The sequence below is a fragment of the Cupriavidus alkaliphilus genome, assembly GCF_014191175.1.
Lineage (GTDB): Bacteria > Pseudomonadota > Gammaproteobacteria > Burkholderiales > Burkholderiaceae > Cupriavidus > Cupriavidus alkaliphilus.
Genome location: NZ_JACHWE010000003.1, coordinates 129,416 through 153,967 on the forward strand (window position 1 = coordinate 129,416; position 24,552 = coordinate 153,967).

Here is a 24,552-nt window from a genome sequence, read left to right on the forward strand (position 1 = left end):
CTTGCTTGCTGATTGCGTGCTCCCTCTCCCGCTTGCGGGAGAGGGTTGGGGAGAGGGCGGGAGTATCGACGAAGTGAGACGTGCCGGTATGCCAGTGCCTGCCCTCTCCCCCGGCCCCTCTCCCGCGAGCGGGAGAGGGGAGCAAACCGGCAGTAGGGAGCAGGCACCAGCCTCAGGCCGTCCCGCCCACCGTCATGTTCTCGATGCGCAGCGTCGGCTGGCCCACGCCCACCGGCACGCTCTGGCCTTCCTTGCCGCACACGCCCACGCCCGAATCCAGCCGCATGTCGTTGCCGATCATGGTCACGTCCTTGAGCGATTCCGGGCCGTTGCCGACCAGGGTCGCGCCCTTGACCGGGTAGGTGATCTTGCCGTCCTCGATCATGTAGGCCTCGCTCGCCGAGAACACGAACTTGCCGTTGGTGATATCGACCTGGCCGCCGCCGAAATTGACCGCATACAGGCCGCGCTTGACGCTGGCGATGATCTCCTGCGGGTCCTTGTCGCCGTTGAGCATGTAGGTGTTGGTCATGCGCGGCATCGGCAGCGCGGCATAGCTTTCGCGGCGCGCGTTGCCGGTGACCGGCATTTTCATCAGGCGCGCGTTGAGCGTGTCCTGGATGTAGCCGCGCAGGATGCCGTCCTCGATCAGCGTGGTGCACTGGGTCGGGTTGCCTTCATCGTCCAGGTTGAGCGAGCCGCGGCGGTTGGCCAGCGTGCCGTCGTCGACCACGGTCACGCCCTTGGCAGCGACGCGTTCGCCCATGCGGCCGGCGAACGCCGACGAGCCCTTGCGGTTGAAGTCGCCTTCAAGCCCGTGGCCGACCGCCTCGTGCAGCAGCACGCCGGGCCAGCCCGGGCCCAGCACCACGGTCATGGCGCCGGCCGGGGCCGGGCGCGCATCGAGGTTGACCAGCGCCGACGACACCGCCTCGTCCACGTACTGCTGCAGCAGGTCGTCGGTGAAATAGCCGTAGGCATAGCGGCCGCCGCCGCCGGACGAGCCGATCTCGCGGCGCCCGCCCTGTTCGGCGATCACCGTGACCGAGACCCGCACCAGCGGGCGCACGTCGGCGGCGATCACGCCGTCGCTGCGCGCCACCAGCACCACGTCGTATTCGCCGGCCAGGCCCGCCATCACCTGGACCACGCGCGGATCCTTGGCGCGCGCCATGCGCTCGATGCGCTCCAGCAGCGCCACCTTTTCCGCCGCGCTCATCGAGTCGAGCGGGTCGTTGGGCGTGTACAGGTTGCGCCCCGCATGCGTGGCCAGCTCGCCGGCGACCTTGACGCGGCCGCTGCCGGCGCGGCCGATGGTGCGCGTGGCGGCTGCCGCCTGCGACAGCGCGGGCAGGCTGATTTCATCCGAATATGCGAAGGCGGTGCGGTCGCCCGAGACGGCGCGCACGCCCACGCCCTGGTCGATGCTGAAGCTGCCCGACTTGACGATGCCTTCCTCCAGGCTCCAGGCCTCGTTGCGGGTGTACTGGAAGTACAGGTCGGCGTAGTCGACCTTGTGCGTGAAGATATCGGCCAGCACGCGCTGGAGCCTGGCTTCGTCCAGGCCGTACGGTGCCAGCAGCAGTTGCTGCGCGGTGGCCAGGTTGCGGATTCCGAGATCGCCGGCGTTCATGAGAGGTCCTTTTTTTCCTTGTGCCGCGCGGGCTGGCCGGCGCGGCAAACAATCCTGTGGGCGAGGGCGCCATCGGCCCCCGCGCTTGCGTACATGCTACAGCACCCGGTGCCGCAATGCCGGCAGGTTCTGCCGGACTTCTTCCAGCCGCGCCGGGTCGATCACGCCGCCGACCACGCCTTCGCCTTCGGGCAGCATGGCCAGCACTTCGCCCCACGGGTCCACCAGCATCGAATGGCCCCAGGTGCGCCGGCCGTTCTCGTGCTTGCCGCCCTGCGCCGCCGCCAGCACATAGCACTGGTTTTCGATGGCGCGGGCGCGCAGCAGGATTTCCCAGTGGGCCTGCCCGGTGGTGTAGGTGAAGGCGGCCGGCATCAGGATCAGGCTGGTGCCGCCGTCGGCGGCCAGGCCGCGGTACAACTCCGGAAAGCGCAGGTCGTAGCACACCGACATCGCCACCCGGCCGCACGGCGCGTCGAAGCTGACCGGCGAGCGCCCGGCCAGGATGGTGCGGGATTCGTCATAGCTTTCGGTGCCGCGAGTGAAGCCGAACAGGTGGATCTTGTCGTAGCGCGCGATGCGCTCGCCGCGCGGGTTGAAGGCGAGCGAGGTGTTGTACACGCGCTGCGGGTCGTCGCACCACATCGGCAGCGTGCCGCCGACCAGCCAGATGCCATGGCGGCGCGCCGCGTCGGCCAGGAACTGCTGCACCGGGCCGTCGCCGTCGTGCTCGCGCACGGCCACCTTGTCGGATTCGGCGCGGCCCATGATGCAGAAGTATTCGGGCAGCAGCACCAGTTCGGCACCGCCGGCGGCGGCTTCGGCGATGCGCGCCTCGGCGCGCGCCAGGTTGGCGTCTAGCGAGGTGCCGGTCACGGTCTGGACGGCGGCAACGCGGAACGGGGCAGGGCTGGCTGGTGTCATGGGCGCGGCATCTTCTTCTAGCGCGGGAAGGCCGGGTCCGCGCGGTTCTGGAAGGTTGGGCCTTGCGCCTTATTGTCCTCCACTTTGCCGACCTGTGGGTTGGCCCAGCTGCCCGAGATGCGGTAGTGCTGGGTGAACATCTTGGAGAACTCGTCGGCGAACAGCAGTTGCGCGGCGAGCGTGCCGATGCCCAGTGCCGGGTTGATAAAGGCGGCAGCGATCGACGTGGTGGTGGCGTTGATGCGCGGCACCACCTCGACCTGCAGGTCCTGGGTCTCGCGCAGCAGGTTGGCGGTGCCGCTCATGCTGGCGATGATCTGCGGGCTGCGCAGCCGGAAGTCCTGGATCGTGCCGACGCCGTTCTCGATGGTGCCGGTGCCGGTGATGCGGTCGAACAGCAGCCCGCGCCCCGAGAGCGTGCGGAAGTCCAGCGTGGCAAAGCGCAGCAGGCCCTGCAGGCTGAGCACGCCGAGCAGGCGCGCGGCGCCCGGATCGACGCTGAGGATCTGGCCGTTCTCCAGGTCCAGCGACAGCTTGCCGGTCAGCGTCGGGTAGTCGATCGACAGCGGCGAGCCGCGCCACGCCACGCGGCCCTCGAGCTTGCCCTTGCCGTCGCTGAGCGTATGCGGCAGCCCCAGCCGGTCCAGCGTCGCGCCGGCATCGCGCACGTCGATGGCGAACGACAGCAGCGTGCGGCGCTCGGCGCTGGCGTCGGCGCTCAGGCGGCGCGGCACGCGCCAGCTGCCGTTGCCGGTCAGGGTGGCGCCGGGCTGTTCGATCTGCAGCTTGTCCAGGGTCCAGACCGGATCGGTGCCGCCGGCACCGGTGTCGGTATGCGCCTTGACCTCGAGCTTGCCGAAGTCGTGGCCGCGCAGCATGAACTGGTCGGCGACCAGGTCGATCGCGGGCAAGGTGTCGATGCTGCTGGCCAGCGCATCGACCACGTTGTGCTCGTCGTTGGCATCGGGCACGTTCAGGCGCGCCAGGCGCAAGCGCAGCGAACCGGCGGCAGGCGTCGCGCCCGGGCGCCATTGCGCCGCGCCGGCGATCTGGCGCGAGTCGACCCTGGCGTTCCAGCCATCGGCTTCGCGGCTGGCGTCGAGCGCGACCTCGTCCAGCGTGCGGCCCATGCCATGCAGCGTGCGCGCGCGCAGCGCGATGCGGTTGGGCAGGAACGGCGAGGGCGGCTCGCTGGCGCCCGCGCCGGCGCCGCCGCCGGCAAAGGCCGCGCGCCAGGCATCGATATCGAGCTGGTCGAAGGTGGCCGCGGCGCTGACGCCGGCAGCCGGCAGCGGCGCCGCCTGCTGCACGCCGATGCCACCCGCCAGCACTTCGAAGCCGCTGCTGCCGTTACCACTGCCATCGCGGCGCAGCAGGTAGCGGGCGTTGAGCACATTGCCCAGCTGCAGCGCCAGCTCGTCGGTGGCGGCACGCGCGGCATTGGCCGCAGGCGCGGCCGGGCGCAACTCCACGCGCAGCGGCAATGACGGCGCGGCGGCCTTGACCAGGGGCGCCGGCAGCTGCAGCGCCATGCCGTTGAGATCAGAGTGCAGCTGGACCTGCAACTGCCGCTCGCGCACGCCGATCACGGCGCTGTAGCCGGTGCTGCCTTCCATCCGCGCCGCCAGCGGCGCCAGCGCCGTGCCCGCCGCGGCCTCGCGCAGCCCGGCGGCCGAGGCCTGGCCAGTCGCGCTCACGCGCGTGGCGCCGTCCGGCTGCGTGCCGCCGGCAAGGCGCAGCTCGCCGCCAAGAAAGCGCGCGCGCAGGTTCTCCAGCCCGAAGCCACGCTCGTTGAAGGTGATGACGCCGCTGGCATTGCCCAGCGGCGGCAGCTGCGGGCTGAGCACGACATCGTTGCCGGGAAAGCGGAAGCGGCCATCGACCTTGGCCGCGTCGGCGTGCTCGAGCGGCATCTCGAGCTTGAGCTTGAGCTCGCCGTTGCCGCCGGCCCGGGCCGCGTCGGCCACGTGCCCGGTCCACTCGCGCACCGGCGAGGCGTTGATGTAGCGCACGAAGCCTTGCACAGGCCCGGTGGCGCTGCCGTCGATGGCGAGCTTGCCGCGCGGGCTCAGGTCGTCGATGCGGCCGCTGACATCCTGCAGCGTGACGCCGGCAATGTCCTGCACCGTGGCGCGGCGTGCCAGGAAGGTCATGCCGCCGCGGTCGAACACCACGCGCCCGGCGATGTCGGTGAACACCGGCCACGACGATGTACCGGCGGCGCCGTGGGCCGGCTCGTGGCCCGCGTCATGCGGCGCGATCTGGTAGCTGACGTGTTCGATCGGTACCTCGACGCGGAACTCGCCCGCCTGCTCGTGCGGCGCCTGGAACGGGAAGTGCGCGAGGTCGCCGCGCAGCACGAAGCTGACCCCGGCGGCCTCGCCGCCGGTGAGCGCGCCGGACAGGTAGTGGCGGGTCGCGGCGGGAATGCTCAGCGGCAGGTAGCGCGGCACGCGCGCCACCCTGGCGCGCGTCATCTCGCCGGCCAGGTCGGCGATGCCCGAGACGCCGTCGCCGCCTTCGCGCCAGGTGCCGCGCACCGCGCCGGCGGCGTCGGCATTGGCAAAGCGCACCCCGTCCAGCGTCACCGCGAGCTTGCCGTCGCGGTGCTGCCAGCGCACGTCGCCGGCGATCTGGTCGAACGGCAGGCGCGGGTCTTCGAACAGCCCCGGCAGCACCAGCGCCGCGTCGTTGCCCTCGAAGCGCGCGCTGCCCTGCTGGTCGTCGAGCGAGAAGGTGCCGGACAGGTGCGAGAAGCCCGGCGTGCCCAGGCGCGGATGCCCGGCGGCGTCGAGCGCCGGCACCGCGGGCTGGCCGTTGACGGAGACATCGCGCAGCGTGCCCTGGATGCTGTAGTGGGGCTTGCCGCCGCCGCGCTCGAGCATGCCGGCGCGCGCGCGGGTCCAGCTGACGTTGAGGTTGTCGAGGTGGCCGGCCGGCTGCAGCGCGCGCAACCGGCGCAGCACCGCGGTGTCGATCGGCATCGAGGTGGCCAGCGCGCGCACCGTGTTCAGGTCCAGCGAGGGCGCCTTCAGCGAGAACTTGTTCAGGGTGCCGTCCTTGGCCCGGGCCCAGCCGATGGCGACCTTGCGCATGCCTTCGCGCCAGCTGCCGTCGGCCACCGCGGGCGCGTGGCTGGCGTCGGGCACCGCCGGCTGCTGGGCCTGCAGCGGCTGCCACAGCAGCGTGTCGACGGTCAGCAGGTTGCTGCCGTCGCGCTCGGTCCGGTGCAGCAGCAGGGCCTGCGCATTGGCCAGCCGCAGCGGCGCGGCGGCGCCGGCCAGTTGCAGGTCGACACCGCTGGCGCGCAGCCGGGTCTGGCTGCGCACGATGCGCCCCTGGCGGAATTCGATGCTGCCGTCGGTGCTGAAGGTGCCGCTGGCGACGCGCTCGAACATCGCCAGGTAGCGCTGCAGCACCGGCAACTGCAGCTGGCCCAGGTCCCAGGTGGCCTGGCCGGTCCAGTGGCGCCAGTTGCCGGCGCTGTGCAGGTAGTCGTCGCGGAAGGCCGAGCGCACCTCGAGCGGGCGCGGACCCAGTGCCGGCGAGCGCGCTTCCAGGTGGAAGGTGTGGCGCGCGCCGTCGCGGCGGGTGTCGAGGCGGATCTCGCCGATGTCGAGCCGCGGCAGGCGCGCCTTTTCGTCGAGCCAGCGCAGCTTGCCGTCGGACAGCGCCACGCGCCCCTGCGACATCAGCCAGCCCAGGAAGCGATCGTCGTCCTGCTGGCCGCCGGTGGCATCGACCACCATGCCGGCGACCAGCAGCCGCCCCTCGGCGGTGCGGCGCACCAGGATGTCGGTGCCGCTGGCGCTCAGGCTGACGAACTGCAGGTTCATGCTGATCAGCGAACGCCACGCCAGCTTGCCGTCGAGCGTGGCCGCCGACAGCAGCGCGCGCTGCTGGCCGTCCACCGCGCTCAGGCCGCGTGCGCGGAAGGCGGGATGCCAGCCGTCCCAATAGGTATCGAGCGAGCCGATGCTGACCTGGGCCGACAGCGCCTGCGAGCCGCGCTGTTCCAGCCACTCGCGCGCGGCGGAGGCCTGCGGCCACAACACGAAGCGGATCAGCAGCCCTGCCGCCAGCGCCAGCACGGCCAGCACCAGGGCCACGCGCACCAGCGCGCGCCCCAGGCCGCGCCAGAACGGATGGCGCACGGCCGCCGCGGCGGTGCGGGCAGCGGTGCGGCCCAGCGCCCCGGCGCGCGCCCACGTGGAGCTCCGGCGGGGGGCGTCAGGGGTGTCGATGCCAAGGGAACCGGTGGGCGCAACGGGTAGCGTGGTGGCGGCCTCGTGCCCGCCCGCGCCGCCATTGGGGGGAGAACCGTCAGCGGGTTGTGGGGCGCGGCTGGACATGCGCAGATTATCCGACAATACTAGCCGCTCTCCAATCTGGTGCCCGGCCGGCTAAAACAAGAAATGCGCAAGCTGCGCGCACCGCAGCGGCGCTGGCGCGTCCGCGGCGCAAGCGGCGGGGCGTCGCAGCGGGGTACCCCTGGCCGCACCTTTCGCACCTTGCTTGCATTTCAAATACTGGAATGACTGCCTCTGATCCGACGAGTTCCGCCGCTGGCGCCGCTGCTGACCAACATGGCGCGCGCGCCACACCGGAACCCGCCCATGCGGCGTCCGTCGCACCGGGGCAGGGCCCCGGCACCATGGCTGCCGGCGCCTTTGCCGTCACCGCGACGCAGGCGCTGCAGCCGGACGGCGAAGGCCCCCGGGCAGGCGGCGACGTATTGTACTCGGCCGCGTACTCGCACTACGCCCGGCGCGTGCTGCAGGCCCGCCCGGACCTGCCCGAGATCCTCGCCGCCGCGGTGGCGCAGCCGCTCACGCGCGCCTGGATGGAAGCACGGCTGCAGGCGCTGCATGCGCCCTCGGCCGACACCGAAGATGCCGCCAAGCGCGCGCTACGCCGGCTGCGGGCCGAGGTCATGTGCGCGGTGATCGAGCGCGACCTGCGCGGCCTGGCGACGCTGGGCGAGGTTACCGGCGCCATGACCGACCTGGCCGAACTGGCGATCCAGTACGGCCTGGCGGTGCTGGGCGACGATCTTGCCGCCACCTTCGGCCGCCCGGTCGGCGCCCACAGCGGCGAGGTGCAGGAGCTGGTGGTGGTGGGCATGGGCAAGCTGGGCGGGCGCGAGCTCAATGTCTCGTCCGATATCGACCTGATCTTCCTCTACGACGAGGACGGCGAGACCCAGGGCGGCCCGCGCAGCCTGTCCAACCACGAGTACTTCATCCGCCTGGGCCGCCGGCTGATCAACCTGCTCGCCGACGTGACCGCCGACGGCTACGTGTTCCGTGTCGACATGCGGCTGCGTCCCAACGGCGATGCCGGTCCGCTGGCCTGCAGCCTGGGCATGCTGGAGGAATACCTGGTGGTGCAGGGCCGCGAGTGGGAGCGCTATGCCTGGATCAAGGGCCGCGTGGTGTCGGCGCTCGAGTCGCCCCATGCGCAGCGCACCGCCGGCCTGCTGGCGCGGCTGACCTCGCCGTTCGTGTTCCGGCGCTACCTTGACTACGGCGTGATCGCGGCGATCCGCTCGCTGCATGCGCAGATCCGCAGCGAGGCCGCCAAGCGCAGCGGCGGCCTGCCCGGGCACGGGGTCAACCAGCGCTCGTTCAATATCAAGCTGGGCCGCGGCGGCATCCGCGAGATCGAATTCATGGCGCAGGTGTTCCAGCTGATCCGCGGCGGCCAGGACCCCGCGCTGCGCATCCGGCCGACGCTGGAGGTGCTGGCGGTGGCGGTCGAGCGCGGCCTGCTGCCCCCCGGCCAGGCCGGACAGCTGGGCGATGCCTACCGCTTCCTGCGCCAGCTCGAACACCGCCTGCAATACCGCGACGACGCCCAGACCCACCACCTGCCGACGTCACCGGACGAGCAGCGGGCGGTGGCGCAGATGATGGGCTGCAGCGACTGGCCGGCCTTGCTGGCGCGGCTTGCCGCGCTGCAGGAACCGGTCGCGCAGCAGTTCGAAGCCACCTTCTCCGACCCGGACGCCGGCCCGTGCGAGGCGCTGTGGCCGGACATCGTCATCCACGACAGCGCCGCGCGCGCGCAGGACAACGCCCAGGACCCGTCGCACGCTGAAGGCGACAGCGCGGTGCCGTGCCAGCGGCTGCAGGCGGCCGGCTTTACCGACTGCAATGCGCTGCTGGACCGGCTGCGCGCGATCGCCGCGTCGCTGCGCTATCGCGCGCTGTCCGAAGCCAGCCGCGCGCGCTTCGACCAGCTGGTCAACCGCGCGCTCGACCTGGCCGCACGCCAGGACGATCCCGACAGCACCATCGGACGCTTTATCGACTTCCTCGAGGCGATCAGCCGGCGCGCCTCCTACCTGTCGCTGCTGTCCGAATACCCGCAGGCGATGGACCGCGTCGCGCAGACGCTGCATGCCTCGCGCTGGGCCGCGGCCTACCTGACGCGCCATCCGCAACTGCTCGACGAGCTGCTCGACAGCGACGCGCTGGCCGGCGCGCCCGACTGGGCCGCGTTCCGCAAGCGCCTGCATGAACGGCTGCTGGCCGCCGAGGGGCAGATGGAGCAGCAGATGGACATCCTGCGCCGCGAGCACCATGCCGAGACCTTCCGCGTGCTGCTGCAGGACCTGCAGGGCATGCTGACGGTGGAGCAGGTGGCCGACCGCCTGTCGGACCTGGCCGATGCCATGCTCGACGCAACGCTGGAAACGGTGTGGCGCCAGCTCGCCACGCGCCACCGCGAGGCGCCGCGCTTCGCCGTGATCGCCTATGGCCGGCTGGGCGGCAAGGAACTGGGCTATGCCTCCGACCTGGACATCATCTTCCTGTACGACGACGAGCACGAGCGTGCGCCCGAGGTCTATGCCGCCTATGCGCGCCGCCTGATCACCTGGCTCACCAGCCATACCGCGGCCGGCGCGCTGTTCGACGTCGACACGCGGCTGCGCCCCAATGGCGCGGCCGGCCTGCTGGTGACCAGCTTCGACGCGTTCCGCCGCTACCAGCTGCGCGAGGGCGACAACACCGCCTGGGTCTGGGAACACCAGGCGCTCACGCGCGCGCGCTTCTGCGCCGGCGACGCCGCCATCGGCGCGCGCTTCGAGGCGCTGCGCTGCGAGGTGCTGTGCCACGAGCGCGACGCCGCGGCGCTGCGCGGCGAGATCGCGCAGATGCGCCGCAAGGTGGCCGAAGGCCATCCCAATCCCACCGAGCTGTTCGACCTGAAGCACGATCGCGGCGGCATGGTCGATATCGAATTCACGGTGCAGTACCTGGTGCTGCTGCACAGCCGCGCCCATCCGCAGCTGACGCGCAACGCCGGCAATATCGCGCTGCTGCGCGAGGCCGGCGAGCTGGGCCTGATCGATGCCGCGCTGGCGCTGGCGGTGGGCGACGCCTACCGGCTGTTCCGCGCGCGCCAGCACCAGATGCGCCTCGACGGCCAGGTCCATGCGCGCGTGGCGCCGGCATCGATGGCCGCGCAGACCGCGGCGGTGGGCACGCTGTGGCGGGCCGTGTTCGGTGAGGACTGACGCCGCGGGGCGGCCGGCACCCGCCGGCGCATCGTGGCCGGGGCTGCTGGCAGCGGTGGCGCTGGTATGGGCGCTGTCGGCGGCGTTCACCTTCCTGCCGTGGTGGCACGCTCACGGCCTGTACCTGCGCGATGCGGTGCGGGTGGACGGGCAGTGGTGGCGCCTGGCCACGGCGATGTGGGTGCACCTGGACGGCCATCACTGGCTGGCCGACATGCTCGCCGCCACCGGCGTGCTGGCGATCTGCGCGCGCGTGGCGCGGGTGCGCAGCCTGCTGCTGGTGCTGGTGGTATGTGGCATCGCGGTGCAGCTGGCGCTGCTGCGCGTGCCGGCGATTGCCTGGTACGGCGGGCTCTCGGGCGCGCTGCACGGGCTGGCGCTGTGGGGTGCGCTGGGGCTGCTGCGCGCGCCGGGACTGGCGCGCATCACCGGCGTGCTGCTGTGCCTGGGCGTGCTGGCCAAGATCTGGGTGGAACAGTCGTGGCTGGCGCCGGTGGTGTTCGATCCGGCGTGGGGCTTCGGCGTGGTGCGCGTGGCGCATGCGGCCGGCGCGGTGGCCGGCCTGCTGTGCTGGGTCTTGCAGGAGTGGTGGCTGGCGCGGCGGCCGGCGCGCGATAACGGCGCCGCCGCCTGAGTGCCACCGCTGCCGCTAGCCGCGGCGGCGCAGCGCGAAGCCGCTCAGTCCCGCCAGGGCGAGCAGCAGCCCGCTCCACAGCGGCACCGCGCCGCCGCCACCGCCGCCATCCGCGGCCGGTGCCGGCACGGCCTGCGCCGGCGGCATGCCCAGCGCGGCCAGCAGCGCGCCGTCGGCATCGAGCAGGCCCGCGCCGCACACACCCGGATTGGTGGTGCAGAAGGTGCCGGAGGGATGCGGGCGCGCCGAGCTCTTCAGCGCCGCGGTGACCTGCGCCGGCGTCAGCGAGCCGTTGAGCGTGAACATCATCGACACCACGCCCGAGACCATCGGCGCGGCGAAACTGGTGCCCGCCGAAGACGCCACCACGTAATTGCCCAGCGCCGTCTTGCCGTCGTTGCTGAGCGTGCGGATCACCGAAGGCGTGACCGTGCAGCGGCCGTCGACCACCTGCGAGTTGCCGCAGCCCCCGCCCGGCGCGCTGATCGCCACCTGCGGGCCGACGTTGGCATAGCTGGCGTTCTCGCCGCCGTTGGCGTGCGCGGTGACCGCGATCACGCCGCTGCAGTCGGCCGGCGCCTCGACCGCGCCGCGGTTGTTGCCGGCCGCGGCCACCACCACCACGCCGCGCGCATTCAGGTCGTTGACGGCCTGCTGTTCGATGCCGCTGCAGGTGCCGCCGCCCAGGCTGATATTGACCACGCGCGCCGGGTTAGGGTTGTCCGGCACGTTCGGCACCGGCAGGCCGCCGGCCCAGCGCATGCCGTCGACGGTGTCGGACAGCAGCGCGCCGCAGCGTCCCGAGACCCGCACCGGCAGGATGCGCGCATTCCAGTCGACGCCCGCGATATCGCGCGAGTTATTGGTCAGCGCCCCCAGCACGCCGGCCACGCGCGTGCCATGCCAGCTGTTGTTGGTCGGCTCGGGCGTGGGCGTGCTGCTGCCCGGGCAGGTGAAGCCGGCCGGCAGGTTGTCGCCGGCATCGGTCGGATCGCCGTCGCGGCCGTCGCCGTCATTGGAGACCGTGGTGGTGCTGATGAAGTCGAAGCCGGACAGCAGCCGGCCCTGCAGATCGGGATGGGGCAGGATGCCGGTGTCCACCACCGCCACCACCATGCCGCTGCTGCCGCCGGTGCGGTCCCACGCGCGCGGCAGGTTGACACCACCCACGGCGGTGCCGGTGCCCTTCAGGTACGGCTGGTTGACCTGGAACTCGGGATCGTCGGGCAGGGTGTCGTGCAGCCGCAGCCAGCGGTCGGGCACGGCGTCGGCCACGCGCGGGTCCTGGCGCAGCCGTGCCGCCGCCGCTTCGGGGTCGGCGGCGAAGGCGTCGGGGAGTTGCAGCAACTGCAGGTTGCCGCCCATGGCGCGGCGTGCCGAGACGGCGATGCCGGTGCGTTCGCTCAGCTGCTTGAGGGCTTCGGCGGCAGCCGGCGACTTGACGGCGCCGTTGCCATCGACTGCGGTGGTGCCGTCGCGCCAGCGCACGATGACTTGGCCGGTATAGGCCGGTGCGGACTGCGCGCCGGCTGCGAGTGCCGTGCCGGTCGGGACCGCGCCGCAGGCAGCGGCGGCGGCCATGGCGATGGCCCGCCAGCGGCGGGCCGCGAAGTTGCGGCAGAACACGGACAGCGCGGATTGCGGCATGGATTTCCTCCTCCCTGGGGCGTAGCGCGCGGGCCGGGACCGGCGCGTGGGCATGTTATGTAGCGAATACGATCCAGCCGGGTTGTGCAAGGGCGGTTTTTGGTCTTGTCCCCGTTCGTTAGTGCGGCATTCCGTACAGATTTCCAGCCTTAGCGCGGTGGCATGTCGCGGCTGGTTGGAATATTGCGGCTGGGCTTGAGCAGCCGGTCCGGTTCGGCGGTCTCGATGCGCGGCGTGGCGCGCAGCGTGTCGACGGCCTGGTCGAGGGTGGCCTCCGCCGACGGCGAGATCGCCGTGACCAGCCAGACCCCGCCCGACATCGGCCGCTTGACCACGTAGCGGATCGGGCCCGTGATCTCGGCCAGCAGCTTGCCGGCGTCTTCGGACAGGTCCACCGCGGGCGGCTTGAAGCGGACCATGATGTCGCCAAGCGCACGGTCATCGCTGATGCTGCCAGGCGGCGGTGCCGAGGCCTTGGGCTGGGCCTGGCAGGCGGACAGCGCCAGCAGTGCGGCCGAGGCGGCGGTGGCAATGGCCAGCACCGCGCGCAGCGAGGCGCGCGGGCGGTGGCCGGTGGGCGGCGCTGGGCGGGTCATGGGGAAGCTCCTGTCGATTGATAAATTGGCACGATGCCACGCAAGGCCGCGCAAGGTGGCGCGAGCGTTGGCCTTAGCCTTACTTGGCCTTAGCCGGCGGCGACGCGGCGGCCGCGCTTGCCGTCCTTGCCCGCGCGCGCGGGCTGGCCGGCGCCGCTGTCGGCCATGCCCTGCGCCAGCATCTCCTCGGCATGTTGCAGCGTCGTGGCGGTGACGGTGGCGCCGCCCAGCATGCGCGCGGTCTCGACCACGCGTCCGGCCGGGTCGAGCACGCGGATGCGCGAACGCGTCACCGAAGCATCGGCCTCGGCCGTGGTTTCCTTGCTGACCAGCAGGTGGGTGCCGGCCTGCGCCGCCACTTGCGGCAGGTGGGTCACGCACAGCACCTGGCGCGCGCGGCCGAGTTCCTGCAGGCGCCGGCCCACTACCTCGGCGACCGCGCCGCCGATGCCGGTGTCGACCTCGTCGAAGATCAGCGTGGGCGTGGGCGAGGCTTCGCTGGTGATCACCGAGATCGCCAGGCTGATGCGCGCGAGCTCGCCGCCGGAGGCCACCCGGGCCAGCGGCCGCGCGCTGACGCCGGCGTGGCCCGCCACCAGGAACTCGACTTGCTCGAGGCCGTAGCTCTGGCCTTCGTCGAGGGCATTGAGCGCCGCGACAAAGCTGCCGCCGGCCATCGACAGGCCCTGCATGGCGTCGGTGACCGCGCCGGACAGCGCCTGCGCGGCTTGCTTGCGGGCATGGCTGAGATGCTGCGCCAGCGTCAGGTAGGCGGCCTTGGCGGCGGCCTCGCGCGCCATCACCTTGTTCAGGTCCTGCGCGGCCTGCAGGTCGTCGAGCTGCTGGCGGCGCGCGACCAGCTCATCGGCGAGCTGCTCGGGCGGCAGGCGGTACTTGCGCGCGGTGGCGTGCAGCGCCTGCATGCGCTCTTCCACCACCTGCAGCCGCTCGGGATCGAGCTCGAGCCGGTCGACATAGCGCGTCAGCGAATGCGCGGCTTCCTCGGCCTGCACCTGCGCCGGCTCGAGCGCGGCCAGCACGTCGCGCAGCGCGGGATCGACGTCGGCCAGCTGCTGCAGCCGGTGCACGATGCCGTTGAGCGCCGACAGCACCGAGCCGTCGGCCTCGGACAGCGCGTCGAGCGCGGCGCGGCTGCCGTCGATCAGGCCGGCGGCGTGCGAGAGCCGGTTGTACTCCGACTGGATCTCGTCCCATTCGCCCGGCTGCGGGTTGAGCTTGTCCAGTTCCCCCACCTGCCATTCGAGCCGCTCGCGCTCGAGCTGCATCTCGCGCGACTGGTGCTCGACCGCTTCGCGCTGGCGCACGCAGGCACGCCAGGCACGCCAGGCCTCGGCCACCGCGGCGGCCTGCTGGGTCAGGCCGGCGTGGGCGTCGAACAGCAGCCGCTGCGCATCCGGGCGCAGCAGTTGCTGGTGCGCATGCTGGCCATGGATGTCGACCAGCTGGTCGCCGACTTCGCGCAACTGCGCCAGGGTGGCGGCGGCGCCGTTGATAAAGGCCTTGCTGCGGCCGCCGGCATCGACCGTGCGACGCAGCAGCACGGTCGGCACGCCGCCGTCTTCTTCGCTGTTGAGCTCGCGCTCGGCCAGCCACGCATCGAGCGCGGCATGGGTCGAGAAGATGGCGCTGACGCTGGCGCGCGGCGCGCCTTCGCGCACCACGCCGGCATCGGCGCGCTCGCCCAGCACCAGCGCCAGGGCGTCGATCAGGATCGACTTGCCGGCCCCGGTCTCGCCGGTGAACACGGTAAAGCCGGAGGCGAAGTCCAGGTCGAGGGTGTCGACGATGACGAAATCACGGATGGACAGGCTGCGCAGCATCGTGGCGGGAAAGGTGGTCGGTCCGATGAAGGGTCGGGCTCGGGCTGAGGGGCGACTGGAAAGCGCTCAGAGGCGGTTGTCTTCGGACGGGTATTCGTGCCAGTGCAGCTTCTTGCGCAGCGTGGCGTAATAGTTGTAGCCCACCGGGTGCAGCAGGTTGATGGTCTTCTGCGAGCGCCGCACCACGATGCGGTCGCCCGGCAGCAGCGAGGTCAGCGACTGCATGTCGAAGTTGACGCTGGCGTCGCGCGCGCTGGCCACCTCGATGGTGACCTCGGCGTCGTGCGGCAGCACGATCGGCCGGTTCGACAGCGCGTGCGGAGCGATCGGCACCAGCACCACGCCCGACAGCGTGGGATGCAGGATCGGGCCGCCGGCCGACAGCGCGTAGGCAGTCGAGCCGGTCGCGGTCGACACGATCAGGCCGTCGGAACGCTGGTTGTACATGAAGTGGCCGTCGACCGAAACCGCCAGCTCGACCATGCCGGAGATGCCGGAGCGGTTCACCACCACATCGTTCAGCGCCAGCGCGGAGAAGATGTCCATGTCGTCGCGCACCACGCGCGAGGCCAGCAGCAGGCGGGTCTCGGACTCGTAGCGGCCGTCGAGCATGTCGGGCAGCACGGTGTGCGCGTCTTCCAGCGCAATATCGGTCATGAAGCCGAGACGCCCGTGGTTCACGCCGATCAGGGGCACGTCATAGCCGGCAAGCTGGCGGGCGATGCCCAGCAGCGTGCCGTCGCCGCCCAGCACCACGGCCACGTCGGCCTGCGTGCCGATCTCTTCGGCGGACAGGGCGGGGTAGGCGGTCAGCCCGGTGGCCAGCGCGGTCTCGCGCTCGAACACCACATCCTGGCCGTTGCGCAGGATATAGGAGGCGATTTCTTCCAGCGGCCCGTCGATGCCGGCGGTGGAGTACCTGCCCACCAGGGCGACGGTCTTGAATGGAGTGCGCACGGCGCTGGCTTTGGCTGGGGCGGACATGCCGGGATTAGACCATACCGCCGTGACGGTTGTCAGCAGGCGCCGGCGGCCCATCCGGCCGGTCCGCCAGAAGGTCCAAAACTTGCGTAAAATCGGGGCATCATGGATGAACGTTCCAAAACGCTGCTCAAGACCCTGATCGAGCGCTACATTGCCGAAGGCCAGCCGGTCGGTTCCCGCACCCTGTCCAAGTATTCGGGGCTGGACCTGTCGCCGGCGACGATACGCAATGTGATGTCCGATCTCGAGGAAATGGGCTTTATCGCCAGCCCGCACACGTCGGCCGGCCGGATCCCGACGCCGCGCGGCTACCGGCTGTTCGTCGACTCGATGCTGACCGCCAAGCCGCTCGAGCGCAACGCCGACCTGGCCGAGCTGACCGGGCAGATCCAGGACCAGCTCGGCGGCCAGCAGCTGGCCCCGCAGCGCATGATCACCGCGGCCGCGCGCACGCTGTCGAACCTGTCGCATTTTGCCGGCGTGGTGATGACGCCGCGCCGCGCGCAGGCGTTCCGGCAGATCGAGTTCATGCGGCTGTCGGACAAGCGCATCCTGCTGATCATCGTCAGCCCCGAGGGCGACGTGCAGAACCGCATCATCCAGACCGAGCTCCCCTACACGCCGGCGCAGCTGATCGAGGCCGCCAATTTCTTCAACTCGCACTATGCCGGCATGAGCTTCGACACCGTGCGCAGCCACCTGCGGCTGGAGCTGCAGGACCTGCGCCGCGACATGTCGCAGCTGATGCAGGCCGCGGTCGAGGCCGGCAGCGCCGCCGAGGACGAGGACGACGACCACGTCTACATCAGCGGCGAACGCAAGCTGCTCGAAGTCGACGACCTCGCCTCGAGCATGGACAAGCTGCGGCGCCTGTTCGACGTGTTCGAGCACAAGACCAGCCTGCTGCAGCTGCTGGACGTGTCCAGCCATGCGCAGGGCGTGCAGATCTTCATCGGCGGCGAAAGCCAGCTGGTGCCGATCGAAGACATGGCGGTCATCACCGCGCCGTACGAGGTCGACGGGCAGATCGTCGGCACGCTGGGGGTGATCGGCCCCACGCGCATGGCCTACGAGCGCGTGATCCCGATCGTCGACATTACCGCGCGGTTGCTGTCCAGCGCGCTGAGCCAGAACTAGTGGTCCGGCGTTCCGGTCTGACCGGCGGCTCCATTCCCGCCGCACGGGCCCGGCGCCAGTGCGCCGCGCCCGTCCCATCCCGGCATCGCGCCAACCCGGAAGCGACATGACGTTTTCTCCCGAACCGGCCTACCAGCACGGCCAGGCGCCGCGCACGGCGATCCTGCTGGTCAACCTGGGCACCCCCGATGCCCCCACGCCCAAGGCGGTGGGGCGCTACCTGAAGCAGTTCCTGTCCGACCCGCGCGTGGTGGAGATTCCGCGCGCGGCGTGGCTGCCGCTGCTGTACGGCGTGATCCTGCCGCTGCGCTCGCGCGCGTCGGCTCTCAAGTACGAATCGATCTGGCTGCGCGAGGCCCATATGACGGGCTCGCCGCTGCTGGTCTACAGCGAGCGCCAGGCGCACGCGCTGCAGCGGCTGCTGCACCAGAACGGCCACGACGTGACGGTGGCGTGCGCGATGCGCTACGGCAACCCGTCGATCGCCTCGGTGATGGAAGCGCTGCGCCGCCAGGGCTGCGAGCAGGTGCTGGTGCTGCCGATGTATCCGCAATACTCGGGCACCACCACGGCCACGGCCTTCGACGAGGTGTTCCGCGTGCTGGGCCAGTGGCGCAACCAGCCGGAACTGCGGCTGGTCAAGCATTTCCATGACCATCCCGCGTATATCTCGGCGCTGCAGCAGCAGGTCGGCGCCTACTGGAGCCGGCACGGCATGCCGGATTTCGGCCAGGGCGACAAGCTGATCCTGTCGTTCCACGGCGTGCCGCGGCGCACGCTCGAGCTGGGCGATCCCTATCACTGCGAATGCCTGAAGACCGGCCGCCTGCTGGGCGAGGCGCTGGGCCTGCAGCCGGGGCAGTACCAGGTGACGTTCCAGTCGCGCTTCGGCAAGGCCGAGTGGCTGCAGCCCTATACCGCGCCGACGCTGGCGGAACTGGGCAAGGTCGGTGCCGGGCGCGTGGACGTGTTCTGTCCGGGCTTTCCGGCGGACTGCATCGAAACGCTGGAAGAAATCGCCATGGAAGGCCAGACTGAGTTCAAGGTCGCGGGCGGCAAGGACTTCCATTTCATTCCATGCATGAACGATGCCGCGCCGTGGGTGGCGGCGATGGCGGAGATCGCGCTGCAGCACCTGCAGGGCTGGCCGCTTGCCACGCCGCATGCGCATGATCTGGAGGCGCGGCGCACGCGTGCGCAGGCGCGGGGAGCGGCGGCATGAACGTGGATTTCGACGCGGATGCGCGCCAGCGCATCGACAAATGGCTGTGGTGCGCGCGTTTCTTCAAGACGCGCTCGCTCGCGGCCGAAGCGGTGGAGCGCGGCAAGGTGACGGTGAACGGCCAGCTGTGCAAGAACTCGCGCGAGGTCAAGCCCGGCGACAAGGTTGCGCTGGAAGCACACCAGCAGCGCTGGGAGCTGGAAGTGAAGGGCATCGCCGCGGCGCGCGGGCCGGCGCCGGTGGCGCAGACCCTGTATCAGGAAAGTGCCGAGAGCCAGTCGCGCCGGGCCGCCGACGCCGAGCGCCGGCGCCTGCAGCCCGAGCCCTCCGCGCAGCTTCAGGGGCGCCCGACCAAGCGTGACCGCCGCCGCATCGACGATTTCAACAGCTGAGATGGCAGCGCGGCGGCACCGTTGCCGGTGCCGCCGCGCGATGGATCGCCAGGTGGGGCAGCTTATTCCTGCGCGACGTCCTGGCTGACGAAGGGAACGATGTAGTGCTTGAACACCGCCTTGCCACTGCCATACTCCGTATCGCGCGGGGTGAAGGCGCCGGACACGCAGATAAAGACGGTCATGACCGCCAATGCGGCCACGAGGCACAAAGTCACGACTGGGAGCTTATGCATGGCCAACCTTTCGGAAGCGGCACAAAAATGAACCATCTCCAAGGCCCTCGACATTTTTGTCATTTTTCTTACTAGGAATCTTAGTGAGGGCGCTGGCGCAAAGCAATAAGGCGTCGATTGCATCGGGCCGGGCTTTGTAACCGTGTGTTTCGGCGTCGCGCCGGCGCCACTCTTGAAATGCGGCGAGCTGCCACCACCTGCATCGGGCACACGCCGATTTACCACCCGCGGCCAGCTGACGGCGGGCCGCGACACTGCATTGATACGGATCGACATGGAAGACCAGAAGCAGACGCCATCCAACCAGACTGCGACGCCTGCGGGCGATGAGGTGGCCAGCACCGCCACCGCCAGCCCGGAGACCGGCGCGCCCGACACCGCGGCTACCGCCGTGGACGACGTGGCGGCCCAGCTGGCCGCCCTGGAAGCCAAGGCCAGCGAGCATTACGACCTGTACATGCGCGCCGTGGCCGAAGGCGAGAATATCCGCCGCCGGGCGCAGGAAGATGTCGCCAAGGCGCACAAGTTCGCCATCGAGAACTTTGCCGACAACCTGCTGCCGGTCATGGACAGCCTGCAGGCCGCGCTGGCCGACGGCTCCGGCGATATCGCCAAGCTGCGCGAAGGCGTGGAACTGACCGCGCGCCAGCTGGCCGCCGCCTTCGAGCGCGGCAAGATCGTCGAACTCAACCCGGTAGGCGAGAAGTTCGACCCGCACCGCCACCAGGCCATCTCGATGGTGCCGGCGGAGCAGGAGCCCAACACCGTGGTGACCGTGCTCCAGCGCGGCTACACCATTGCCGACCGCGTGCTGCGCCCGGCGCTGGTCACGGTGGCGGCGCCGAAGTAAGCCGCCGGCCGTGCCGGCCAGACGCCCGGTGCCTGCCGGCCCGGGCGTTCGTCATTGGCAGCGAGCCTCAGCCGGGGCGAACCGCATCAGGAGCGAATCATGAGCACCGAACCGCAAGCCGGCGCGCCGGATCCGTCCGCGGCCCCGCATCTGGACCACCGCGCCTTTGACGCCTTTGCCATGCGCGAGGTCGACGAGGCCACCATCGACGGCGCCATCGCCGCGGCCGGCGACGCGCTGGTGTGCGTGTTCTTCTGGGGCGTCGACTGCTTCAATTGCGAAATGGCGAAGAAGGCGATGCTGGCCAATCCCGGGCCGGTGCGCGCGCTGGATCTGCACTGGCTGCACGCCAACGTCTATGCGCACCCGGAACTGGGGCGGCGCTTCGGCCTGCACGGCATCCCGGTGTTCATGTTCTTCCAGAACGGCAAGAAGCTGGGCCGGGCCACCGGCTGGCACGGACACGGGCAGTTCGCCGCGGCCGTGGCCAATGCGCGCCTGAAGGCCAGCGGCAAGCCGCTGGCGGGCTAGCCGCCCGGCTTCAGCGCATCAGCGCGTCAGCGCGTAGCCGATGCGGAACTGCCAGGGCAGCTTGTGGTTGTAGTCGAGCAGGCTCTCGCCATAGCCGACGAAATATCCCGCCATCAGGTACCCGGCCGTGCCGGGGATCAGCCGCGCCATCGGGTAGGTCAGCTGCGCGTCGACGCTGCCGTACCACTTGCGCGTGCCCTTGCGCAGCGTTGCCGAAAGCTCCCATGAGTCCGGCCGCCCATAGGCGATGCCCAGGTCCATGAAGCCGCGGTAGTGGGCGATGTCCGGGTTGTCGGCCTTTTCCACATAGGCGTAGAGCTTGGGCGCGACGCGCCAGTGCCAGTCGTTCTGGTCGCCAAAATAAAAGGTCGGCTTGACGAACACCGTGTTGATGCTGCGCGACTCCACGCCGTTGCGGCCGTTGGACTCGTGCTCCAGGCCGGTGGCCAGCGACATCCGGCTGATCACGCTGTTGCGCACCCCGGTATCCGACAGGTAGTAGAACAGGCTGGGCCGGTAGTTGGTGTCGCGGAACGGCGCCGAATCCTCGCTCAGGTCCCACAGCGAGAACTGGGTGTAGCTGAAATAGAGGTTGTCGAACAGGCGCTTCGAGGCAGGGTCCTCGCCCTCGAAGATGCGGTACTTGAAGCTGAACTGGAACTTGGCGTTGGCGCCACCGTGCGCGCCGGCCAGGAAGTACATCGGGTCGTGGAACGACAGCCGGGCGCTGTCGCGCAGGTCGGCCGGGGCGGGCGCCGTGGCCTCGGCCGTGGTGATCCCCGTCACCGGGACGGGCGCGCTGTCGGCGGATTCAGGGCTGTCCACTGTGGCCGGCGCCTGGCTGGCCACCGGCGGCGTCGACGTGGCCGTCTCGCCCGGCTGGGGCAGCCGGTTCAGCGTGACCAGCACCGGCGCGGCGTCGATGCCGGTGGCATCCAGCCGCACGTGGCCGCGCAGCACCGGCGGCAGCGCCACCGTGTAGCGGATGGCGCGATGCTCGCCGCGGCGCAGGTTGACCACGGCGGGGCCGGAGACCTCGCGCCACAGCACCAGCCGCACCGGTGCCAGCAGGTCGCCGGAGGCGGTCACTTCCAGTGTGTCGGGAATACGGTAGCGGCGCGTGGTGTTGTCGGCCGACACCACCAGGGTCAGCGTCAGCGGCTGGTTGCCGTCGATCACGCGTGGCGGCTGCAGCAGCGCCACGCCGGCATGGCCGGCCAGCGGCCAGGCAAGCATCAGCGACAGGCAGAGCGGGGCGACGGCACGGCTGGCTGGCGCCAGGCGCTGCCGCGGGAAAAGGGCATTACGGGGCATGAAGATGAGCGACGTTGCCGGGTGATGGCAACGCAACTAGGGGAAAACTCGGAGCCCAAAGCCTACCACGCACGCCCAAAAGGATTGTGAGGAATTGTACGCTGCACTTTTTGCGCGTACCTGCGGGCGGCCGTCAGCGGTTGGCGCGGCGCTTGACGCAATCGACGTAGTGGTCGCCGTCCGGCGGCTGGCCGCTGCGCTGGGCCTGCCACAGCATCTCGCCCAGGCATTCCATCACCTGGTGCTGGGCTTCGTGCGGGGAATCGAGCCGGCGCGCCAGTGCCTCGTAGGCCTGGCGGATGCCGCGCGGCTGGTCGACCGAGACCTGCTCCGAAATCGACAGGTGCATCGCCAGGTGCAGGAAGGGATTGGTCTGTCCTTGCTCGGGCGTGTAGTCCTGCGCCAGCGCGCCTTCGGTGTCGCGCAGCAGCGCGTGGTACTCGGGGTGCTCGCCGATCCAGTCGACGGCGATGGCTTCCAGCGGGGTCAGCACGCCGCCTGCGATCTGCTTCTGCCAGGCATCGCAGAAGAACCGGCGGACTTCTTCTCGTGAGGGATTGAACATGGTGGCGCCATTGTAGACGACGGGGGCAAGCCTTGCCGGCGGCCCGACCGTGGCGATGGCGCCAAGTAGAATGCGGGATCGCCGACTCCCTGCCCGCCCGATGAGCGCTTCCGCCCCCACCGCCCCGACCGCTGCCCGCGACAAGCTGGCCGGCGTGCTGCTGATCGCGGTCTCGGCCAGCGCCTTCGGCGCCATGGCCATCTTCGCCCGTTTTGCCTACGCTGCCGGCGCGGACGTGTACGGGCTGCTGCTGGTGCGCTTCGTGCTGGCCGCGGCGGCGCTGGCGTGGGTGATGCGCACGCGCGGCATCGCGCTGCCGCGGTGGCGCCGCGTGCTGGCCCTGGCGGCGATGGGGGGCATCGGCTATGTCGGCCAGTCGTTCTGCTTCTTCAGCGCGCTCAACCACGCGCAGGCCAGCCTGGTGGCGCTGCTGCTGTACCTGTACCCGCTGTTCGTGACCATCCTCGCGGCCATCTTCCTGAAGGAGCGGCTGACCACTGCCGCGGTGGTGGCACTGGTGCTGTGCTCGGTCGGGGCCGGGCTGACGGTCGGGGGCGGCGCGGGCTCGCCCCTGGGGATTGCGCTGGGGCTGGCGGCGGCAGTGATCTATTCCGTCTACATCATCGTCGGCGCGCGCCTGACCGCCGGCGTCAATCCGATCGCCACCACCACCGTGATCTGCACCGCGGCGGCGCTGGTCTACGGCGTGGTCGGCGTGCTGCGCGCCGGCGCCGGCGCGCCGCCGCAGTTCCCGGCCGATGCCGGCGGCTGGCTGGCGCTGGCGGGGATCGCGTTGCTGTCCACCGTGCTGGCGATCCTGACCTTCTTTGCCGGGCTGCAGCGCCTGGGCGCGGCGCAGGCGTCGATGCTGTCGACGCTGGAGCCGGTGGTCACCGTGGTGCTGGCGGCCTTGCTGCTGGGCGAGCAGATCGGCGCGGCGCAGGCGCTGGGCGGTGGCCTGATCCTGGCGGGGGTGCTGTGGCTGACCCGCCGCGGCAGCGCGCCGGCGCCGGCGCGGGCCGACATGCAAGGGAATTGAACGGGTTGCTCAAAGGCGCTGTCGCGAGGCGCGCCAGCGCTTGGGTACAATCGCGCCTTCTCTCACCTCCCGTACAGAAAGGACGCGCATGTCCCAGATCGACCACGCCGCGCTGGCACAACTGTTCACCGAGGCCCGCACGCACAACGTGTGGCAGGACCGCCATGTGGACGACGCCGTGCTGCACCAGATCTATGAAGCGATGAAGTTCGGCCCGACCGCTGCCAACAGCAGCCCGGCGCGCATCGTGTTCGTCAAGAGCGCCGCCGAGAAGGCGCGCCTGGTGGACTGCGTGTCGGCCGGCAACGTCGACAAGACGCGCTCGGCGCCGGTGACCGCGATCATCGCCTTCGACACCGCCTTCCACGACCAGCTGCCCAAGCTGTTTCCGCACGCCGACGCGCGCTCCTGGTACGCCGGCAACGACGCAAAGATCGCCCGCGACGCGCTGATGAACAGCTCGCTGCAGGGCGGCTACTTCATCCTGGCGGCGCGCGCGCTGGGCCTGGACTGCGGTCCGATGGGCGGCTTCGACGCCGACAAGGTCAACGCGGCGTTCTTCCCGGATGGCAAGTGGCAGGTCAACTTCCTGTGCAACCTGGGCTATGGCGTGGCCGACAAGCTGTATCCGCGTGGCCCGCGCCTGTCGTTCGACGAAGCCTGCCGCATCGTCTGAGCACGCCCGGCACCGGCAAACAAAAAAGCGACCCGCGTGGTCGCTTTTTTTATCGCGGCTTGCCAGGCGTGCGATCAGGCCGTCCATTGCTGCATCGGATTGCAGGCCAGGTAGCGGCGCGGTTCGCCGATCCCGAGCCGCGCGCGCGCCGCGTCGATCGGTTCGTGCAGCAGCTTCTCGTAATCCTCGCCCAGCAGCCAGCCGGCGCGGCGGCCCAGCCGGTAGCCTTCCAGCACGGCGCGCGCAAAGGCCAGGCTGCCGCTTACGCGCAGGCTCTTCAGCGACGCCGCGATGGCGATGAAGGCCCAGCCCCTGCCGCCGGTCTGCGCATAGCTGAACGCCACCAGCGCGGCCTCGCCCAGGCTTTCGTCGGCGCGGTAGCCGGTGAGCACGTGCCAGATATCGTGGATGTCGCGCGTGCGCCGGCCGAACCACAGGTAGGCGTCCTCGAGCAACGGTTCCTGGTCGAGGTTCGACACCCTGGCCAGTCCGTCCGCGCTGTATCCGGTCTGTTCGAGGAATGCGCGATAGGCGGCGCCGACCGTGCCCGGCGCGAAGGCGGCCACGTAAGCGGGATCGGACAGGCGCTCGGCCAGTTCGATGCGCTGGTAGACCATGCGGCGCCCGTCGTGCGTGGCCAGCAGGCGGCTGAAGTTGCGCGGCATCGACGGGCCGTTGAGCGCGCGCATGATGCGGAATACCTGCTCGGTGTCGTTGCCGTCCGCCATCAGCTTGCGCACGGCGCGGAACGCGGCGAAGAGATCCTGCTTGTAGGGGTTGGAACCGGTCGTGGTGGCCATGGGCAGTCT

General features: G+C 70.6%; 20 protein-coding genes. 9 read left to right on the forward strand and 11 right to left on the reverse strand.

Features of this window, described 5'->3' with window-relative positions; translation table 11 throughout:
• Nucleotides 1-172: 172 nt before the first annotated feature.
• From tldD to FHX60_RS12065, 3 genes are all read right to left on the reverse strand, one after another.
• Nucleotides 173-1,633: a metalloprotease TldD gene (gene tldD, locus FHX60_RS12055; RefSeq protein WP_092313937.1), complete on the reverse strand. Its 1,461-nt coding sequence runs from the start codon at nucleotides 1,631-1,633 to the stop codon at nucleotides 173-175.
• 96 nt (nucleotides 1,634-1,729) lie between these two features.
• The gene (locus FHX60_RS12060; RefSeq protein WP_092313935.1) at nucleotides 1,730-2,557 is read right to left on the reverse strand and encodes a carbon-nitrogen hydrolase family protein; all 828 of its coding nucleotides are present in this window, start codon (nucleotides 2,555-2,557) and stop codon (nucleotides 1,730-1,732) included.
• 17 nt (nucleotides 2,558-2,574) lie between these two features.
• Nucleotides 2,575-6,909, reverse strand: coding sequence for a YhdP family protein (locus tag FHX60_RS12065; RefSeq protein WP_183283494.1), 4,335 nt, complete (start codon nucleotides 6,907-6,909; stop codon nucleotides 2,575-2,577).
• A gap of 302 nt (nucleotides 6,910-7,211) precedes the next feature.
• Here FHX60_RS12065 and glnE point away from each other — a divergent pair, with 302 nt between their 5' ends.
• Nucleotides 7,212-10,079: a bifunctional [glutamate--ammonia ligase]-adenylyl-L-tyrosine phosphorylase/[glutamate--ammonia-ligase] adenylyltransferase gene (gene glnE / locus FHX60_RS12070; protein WP_375790536.1), complete on the forward strand. Its 2,868-nt coding sequence runs from the start codon at nucleotides 7,212-7,214 to the stop codon at nucleotides 10,077-10,079.
• A complete protein-coding gene (gene rrtA, locus FHX60_RS12075) occupies nucleotides 10,069-10,713 on the forward strand; it encodes a rhombosortase (RefSeq protein ID WP_183283496.1) in 645 nt (214 codons plus the stop codon). Before glnE ends, rrtA begins: the two co-directional genes overlap by 11 nt.
• Before the next feature lie 15 nt (nucleotides 10,714-10,728).
• Here the strand turns inward: rrtA and FHX60_RS12080 are convergent, their stop codons facing one another.
• The 4 genes from FHX60_RS12080 to FHX60_RS12095 form a co-directional block, all read right to left on the reverse strand.
• The gene (locus FHX60_RS12080) at nucleotides 10,729-12,360 is read right to left on the reverse strand and encodes a rhombosortase-dependent MprA family serine protease (RefSeq protein ID WP_112775334.1); all 1,632 of its coding nucleotides are present in this window, start codon (nucleotides 12,358-12,360) and stop codon (nucleotides 10,729-10,731) included.
• 149 nt (nucleotides 12,361-12,509) lie between these two features.
• The gene (locus tag FHX60_RS12085) at nucleotides 12,510-12,956 is read right to left on the reverse strand and encodes a hypothetical protein (protein WP_183283497.1); all 447 of its coding nucleotides are present in this window, start codon (nucleotides 12,954-12,956) and stop codon (nucleotides 12,510-12,512) included.
• Between the two features lie 89 nt (nucleotides 12,957-13,045).
• The gene (recN, locus tag FHX60_RS12090) at nucleotides 13,046-14,797 is read right to left on the reverse strand and encodes a DNA repair protein RecN (RefSeq protein WP_116601746.1); all 1,752 of its coding nucleotides are present in this window, start codon (nucleotides 14,795-14,797) and stop codon (nucleotides 13,046-13,048) included.
• A gap of 66 nt (nucleotides 14,798-14,863) precedes the next feature.
• Entirely contained in the window at nucleotides 14,864-15,781 is a 918-nt protein-coding gene (locus FHX60_RS12095; RefSeq protein ID WP_112775337.1) for an NAD kinase, read from the reverse strand.
• Between the two features lie 102 nt (nucleotides 15,782-15,883).
• On the opposite strand from FHX60_RS12095, the gene hrcA reads away from it, so the two are divergent.
• From hrcA to FHX60_RS12110, 3 genes are all read left to right on the forward strand, one after another.
• On the forward strand, nucleotides 15,884-16,918 hold the full coding sequence (hrcA, locus tag FHX60_RS12100) for a heat-inducible transcriptional repressor HrcA (RefSeq protein ID WP_183283498.1): 1,035 nt from the start codon (nucleotides 15,884-15,886) through the stop codon (nucleotides 16,916-16,918).
• A 106-nt stretch (nucleotides 16,919-17,024) separates the two neighbouring features.
• On the forward strand, nucleotides 17,025-18,140 hold the full coding sequence (gene hemH, locus FHX60_RS12105) for a ferrochelatase (RefSeq protein ID WP_092313923.1): 1,116 nt from the start codon (nucleotides 17,025-17,027) through the stop codon (nucleotides 18,138-18,140).
• Complete coding sequence (locus FHX60_RS12110) at nucleotides 18,137-18,532, forward strand: Hsp15 family ribosome-associated heat shock protein (protein ID WP_092313921.1); 396 nt, start codon at nucleotides 18,137-18,139, stop codon at nucleotides 18,530-18,532. Before hemH ends, FHX60_RS12110 begins: the two co-directional genes overlap by 4 nt.
• 62 nt (nucleotides 18,533-18,594) lie before the next feature.
• Here FHX60_RS12110 and FHX60_RS27705 read toward each other — a convergent pair whose 3' ends face one another.
• On the reverse strand, nucleotides 18,595-18,717 hold the full coding sequence (locus FHX60_RS27705) for a hypothetical protein (protein WP_260163861.1): 123 nt from the start codon (nucleotides 18,715-18,717) through the stop codon (nucleotides 18,595-18,597).
• A gap of 325 nt (nucleotides 18,718-19,042) precedes the next feature.
• On the opposite strand from FHX60_RS27705, the gene grpE reads away from it, so the two are divergent.
• A complete protein-coding gene (gene grpE, locus FHX60_RS12115) occupies nucleotides 19,043-19,618 on the forward strand; it encodes a nucleotide exchange factor GrpE (RefSeq protein WP_092313917.1) in 576 nt (191 codons plus the stop codon).
• 99 nt (nucleotides 19,619-19,717) lie between these two features.
• Complete coding sequence (locus FHX60_RS12120) at nucleotides 19,718-20,149, forward strand: thioredoxin family protein (RefSeq protein ID WP_112775339.1); 432 nt, start codon at nucleotides 19,718-19,720, stop codon at nucleotides 20,147-20,149.
• Between the two features lie 18 nt (nucleotides 20,150-20,167).
• On the opposite strand, the gene FHX60_RS12125 is transcribed toward FHX60_RS12120, so the two are convergent.
• Nucleotides 20,168-21,463 carry a phospholipase A gene (locus FHX60_RS12125; protein WP_112775340.1) on the reverse strand — a complete coding sequence of 432 codons (1,296 nt, stop codon included), beginning with the start codon at nucleotides 21,461-21,463 and terminating at the stop codon, nucleotides 20,168-20,170.
• 133 nt (nucleotides 21,464-21,596) lie between these two features.
• Nucleotides 21,597-22,028, reverse strand: coding sequence for a DUF1841 family protein (locus FHX60_RS12130; protein ID WP_092313911.1), 432 nt, complete (start codon nucleotides 22,026-22,028; stop codon nucleotides 21,597-21,599).
• Between the two features lie 100 nt (nucleotides 22,029-22,128).
• On the opposite strand from FHX60_RS12130, the gene FHX60_RS12135 reads away from it, so the two are divergent.
• Both FHX60_RS12135 and FHX60_RS12140 read left to right on the forward strand, forming a co-directional pair.
• Nucleotides 22,129-23,067: a DMT family transporter gene (locus tag FHX60_RS12135; RefSeq protein ID WP_183283499.1), complete on the forward strand. Its 939-nt coding sequence runs from the start codon at nucleotides 22,129-22,131 to the stop codon at nucleotides 23,065-23,067.
• An 88-nt stretch (nucleotides 23,068-23,155) separates the two neighbouring features.
• Nucleotides 23,156-23,743, forward strand: coding sequence for a malonic semialdehyde reductase (locus FHX60_RS12140; RefSeq protein ID WP_092313907.1), 588 nt, complete (start codon nucleotides 23,156-23,158; stop codon nucleotides 23,741-23,743).
• 74 nt (nucleotides 23,744-23,817) lie between these two features.
• Here the strand turns inward: FHX60_RS12140 and FHX60_RS12145 are convergent, their stop codons facing one another.
• Nucleotides 23,818-24,543 carry a Coq4 family protein gene (locus FHX60_RS12145; RefSeq protein ID WP_092313905.1) on the reverse strand — a complete coding sequence of 242 codons (726 nt, stop codon included), beginning with the start codon at nucleotides 24,541-24,543 and terminating at the stop codon, nucleotides 23,818-23,820.
• Nucleotides 24,544-24,552: the final 9 nt, after the last annotated feature.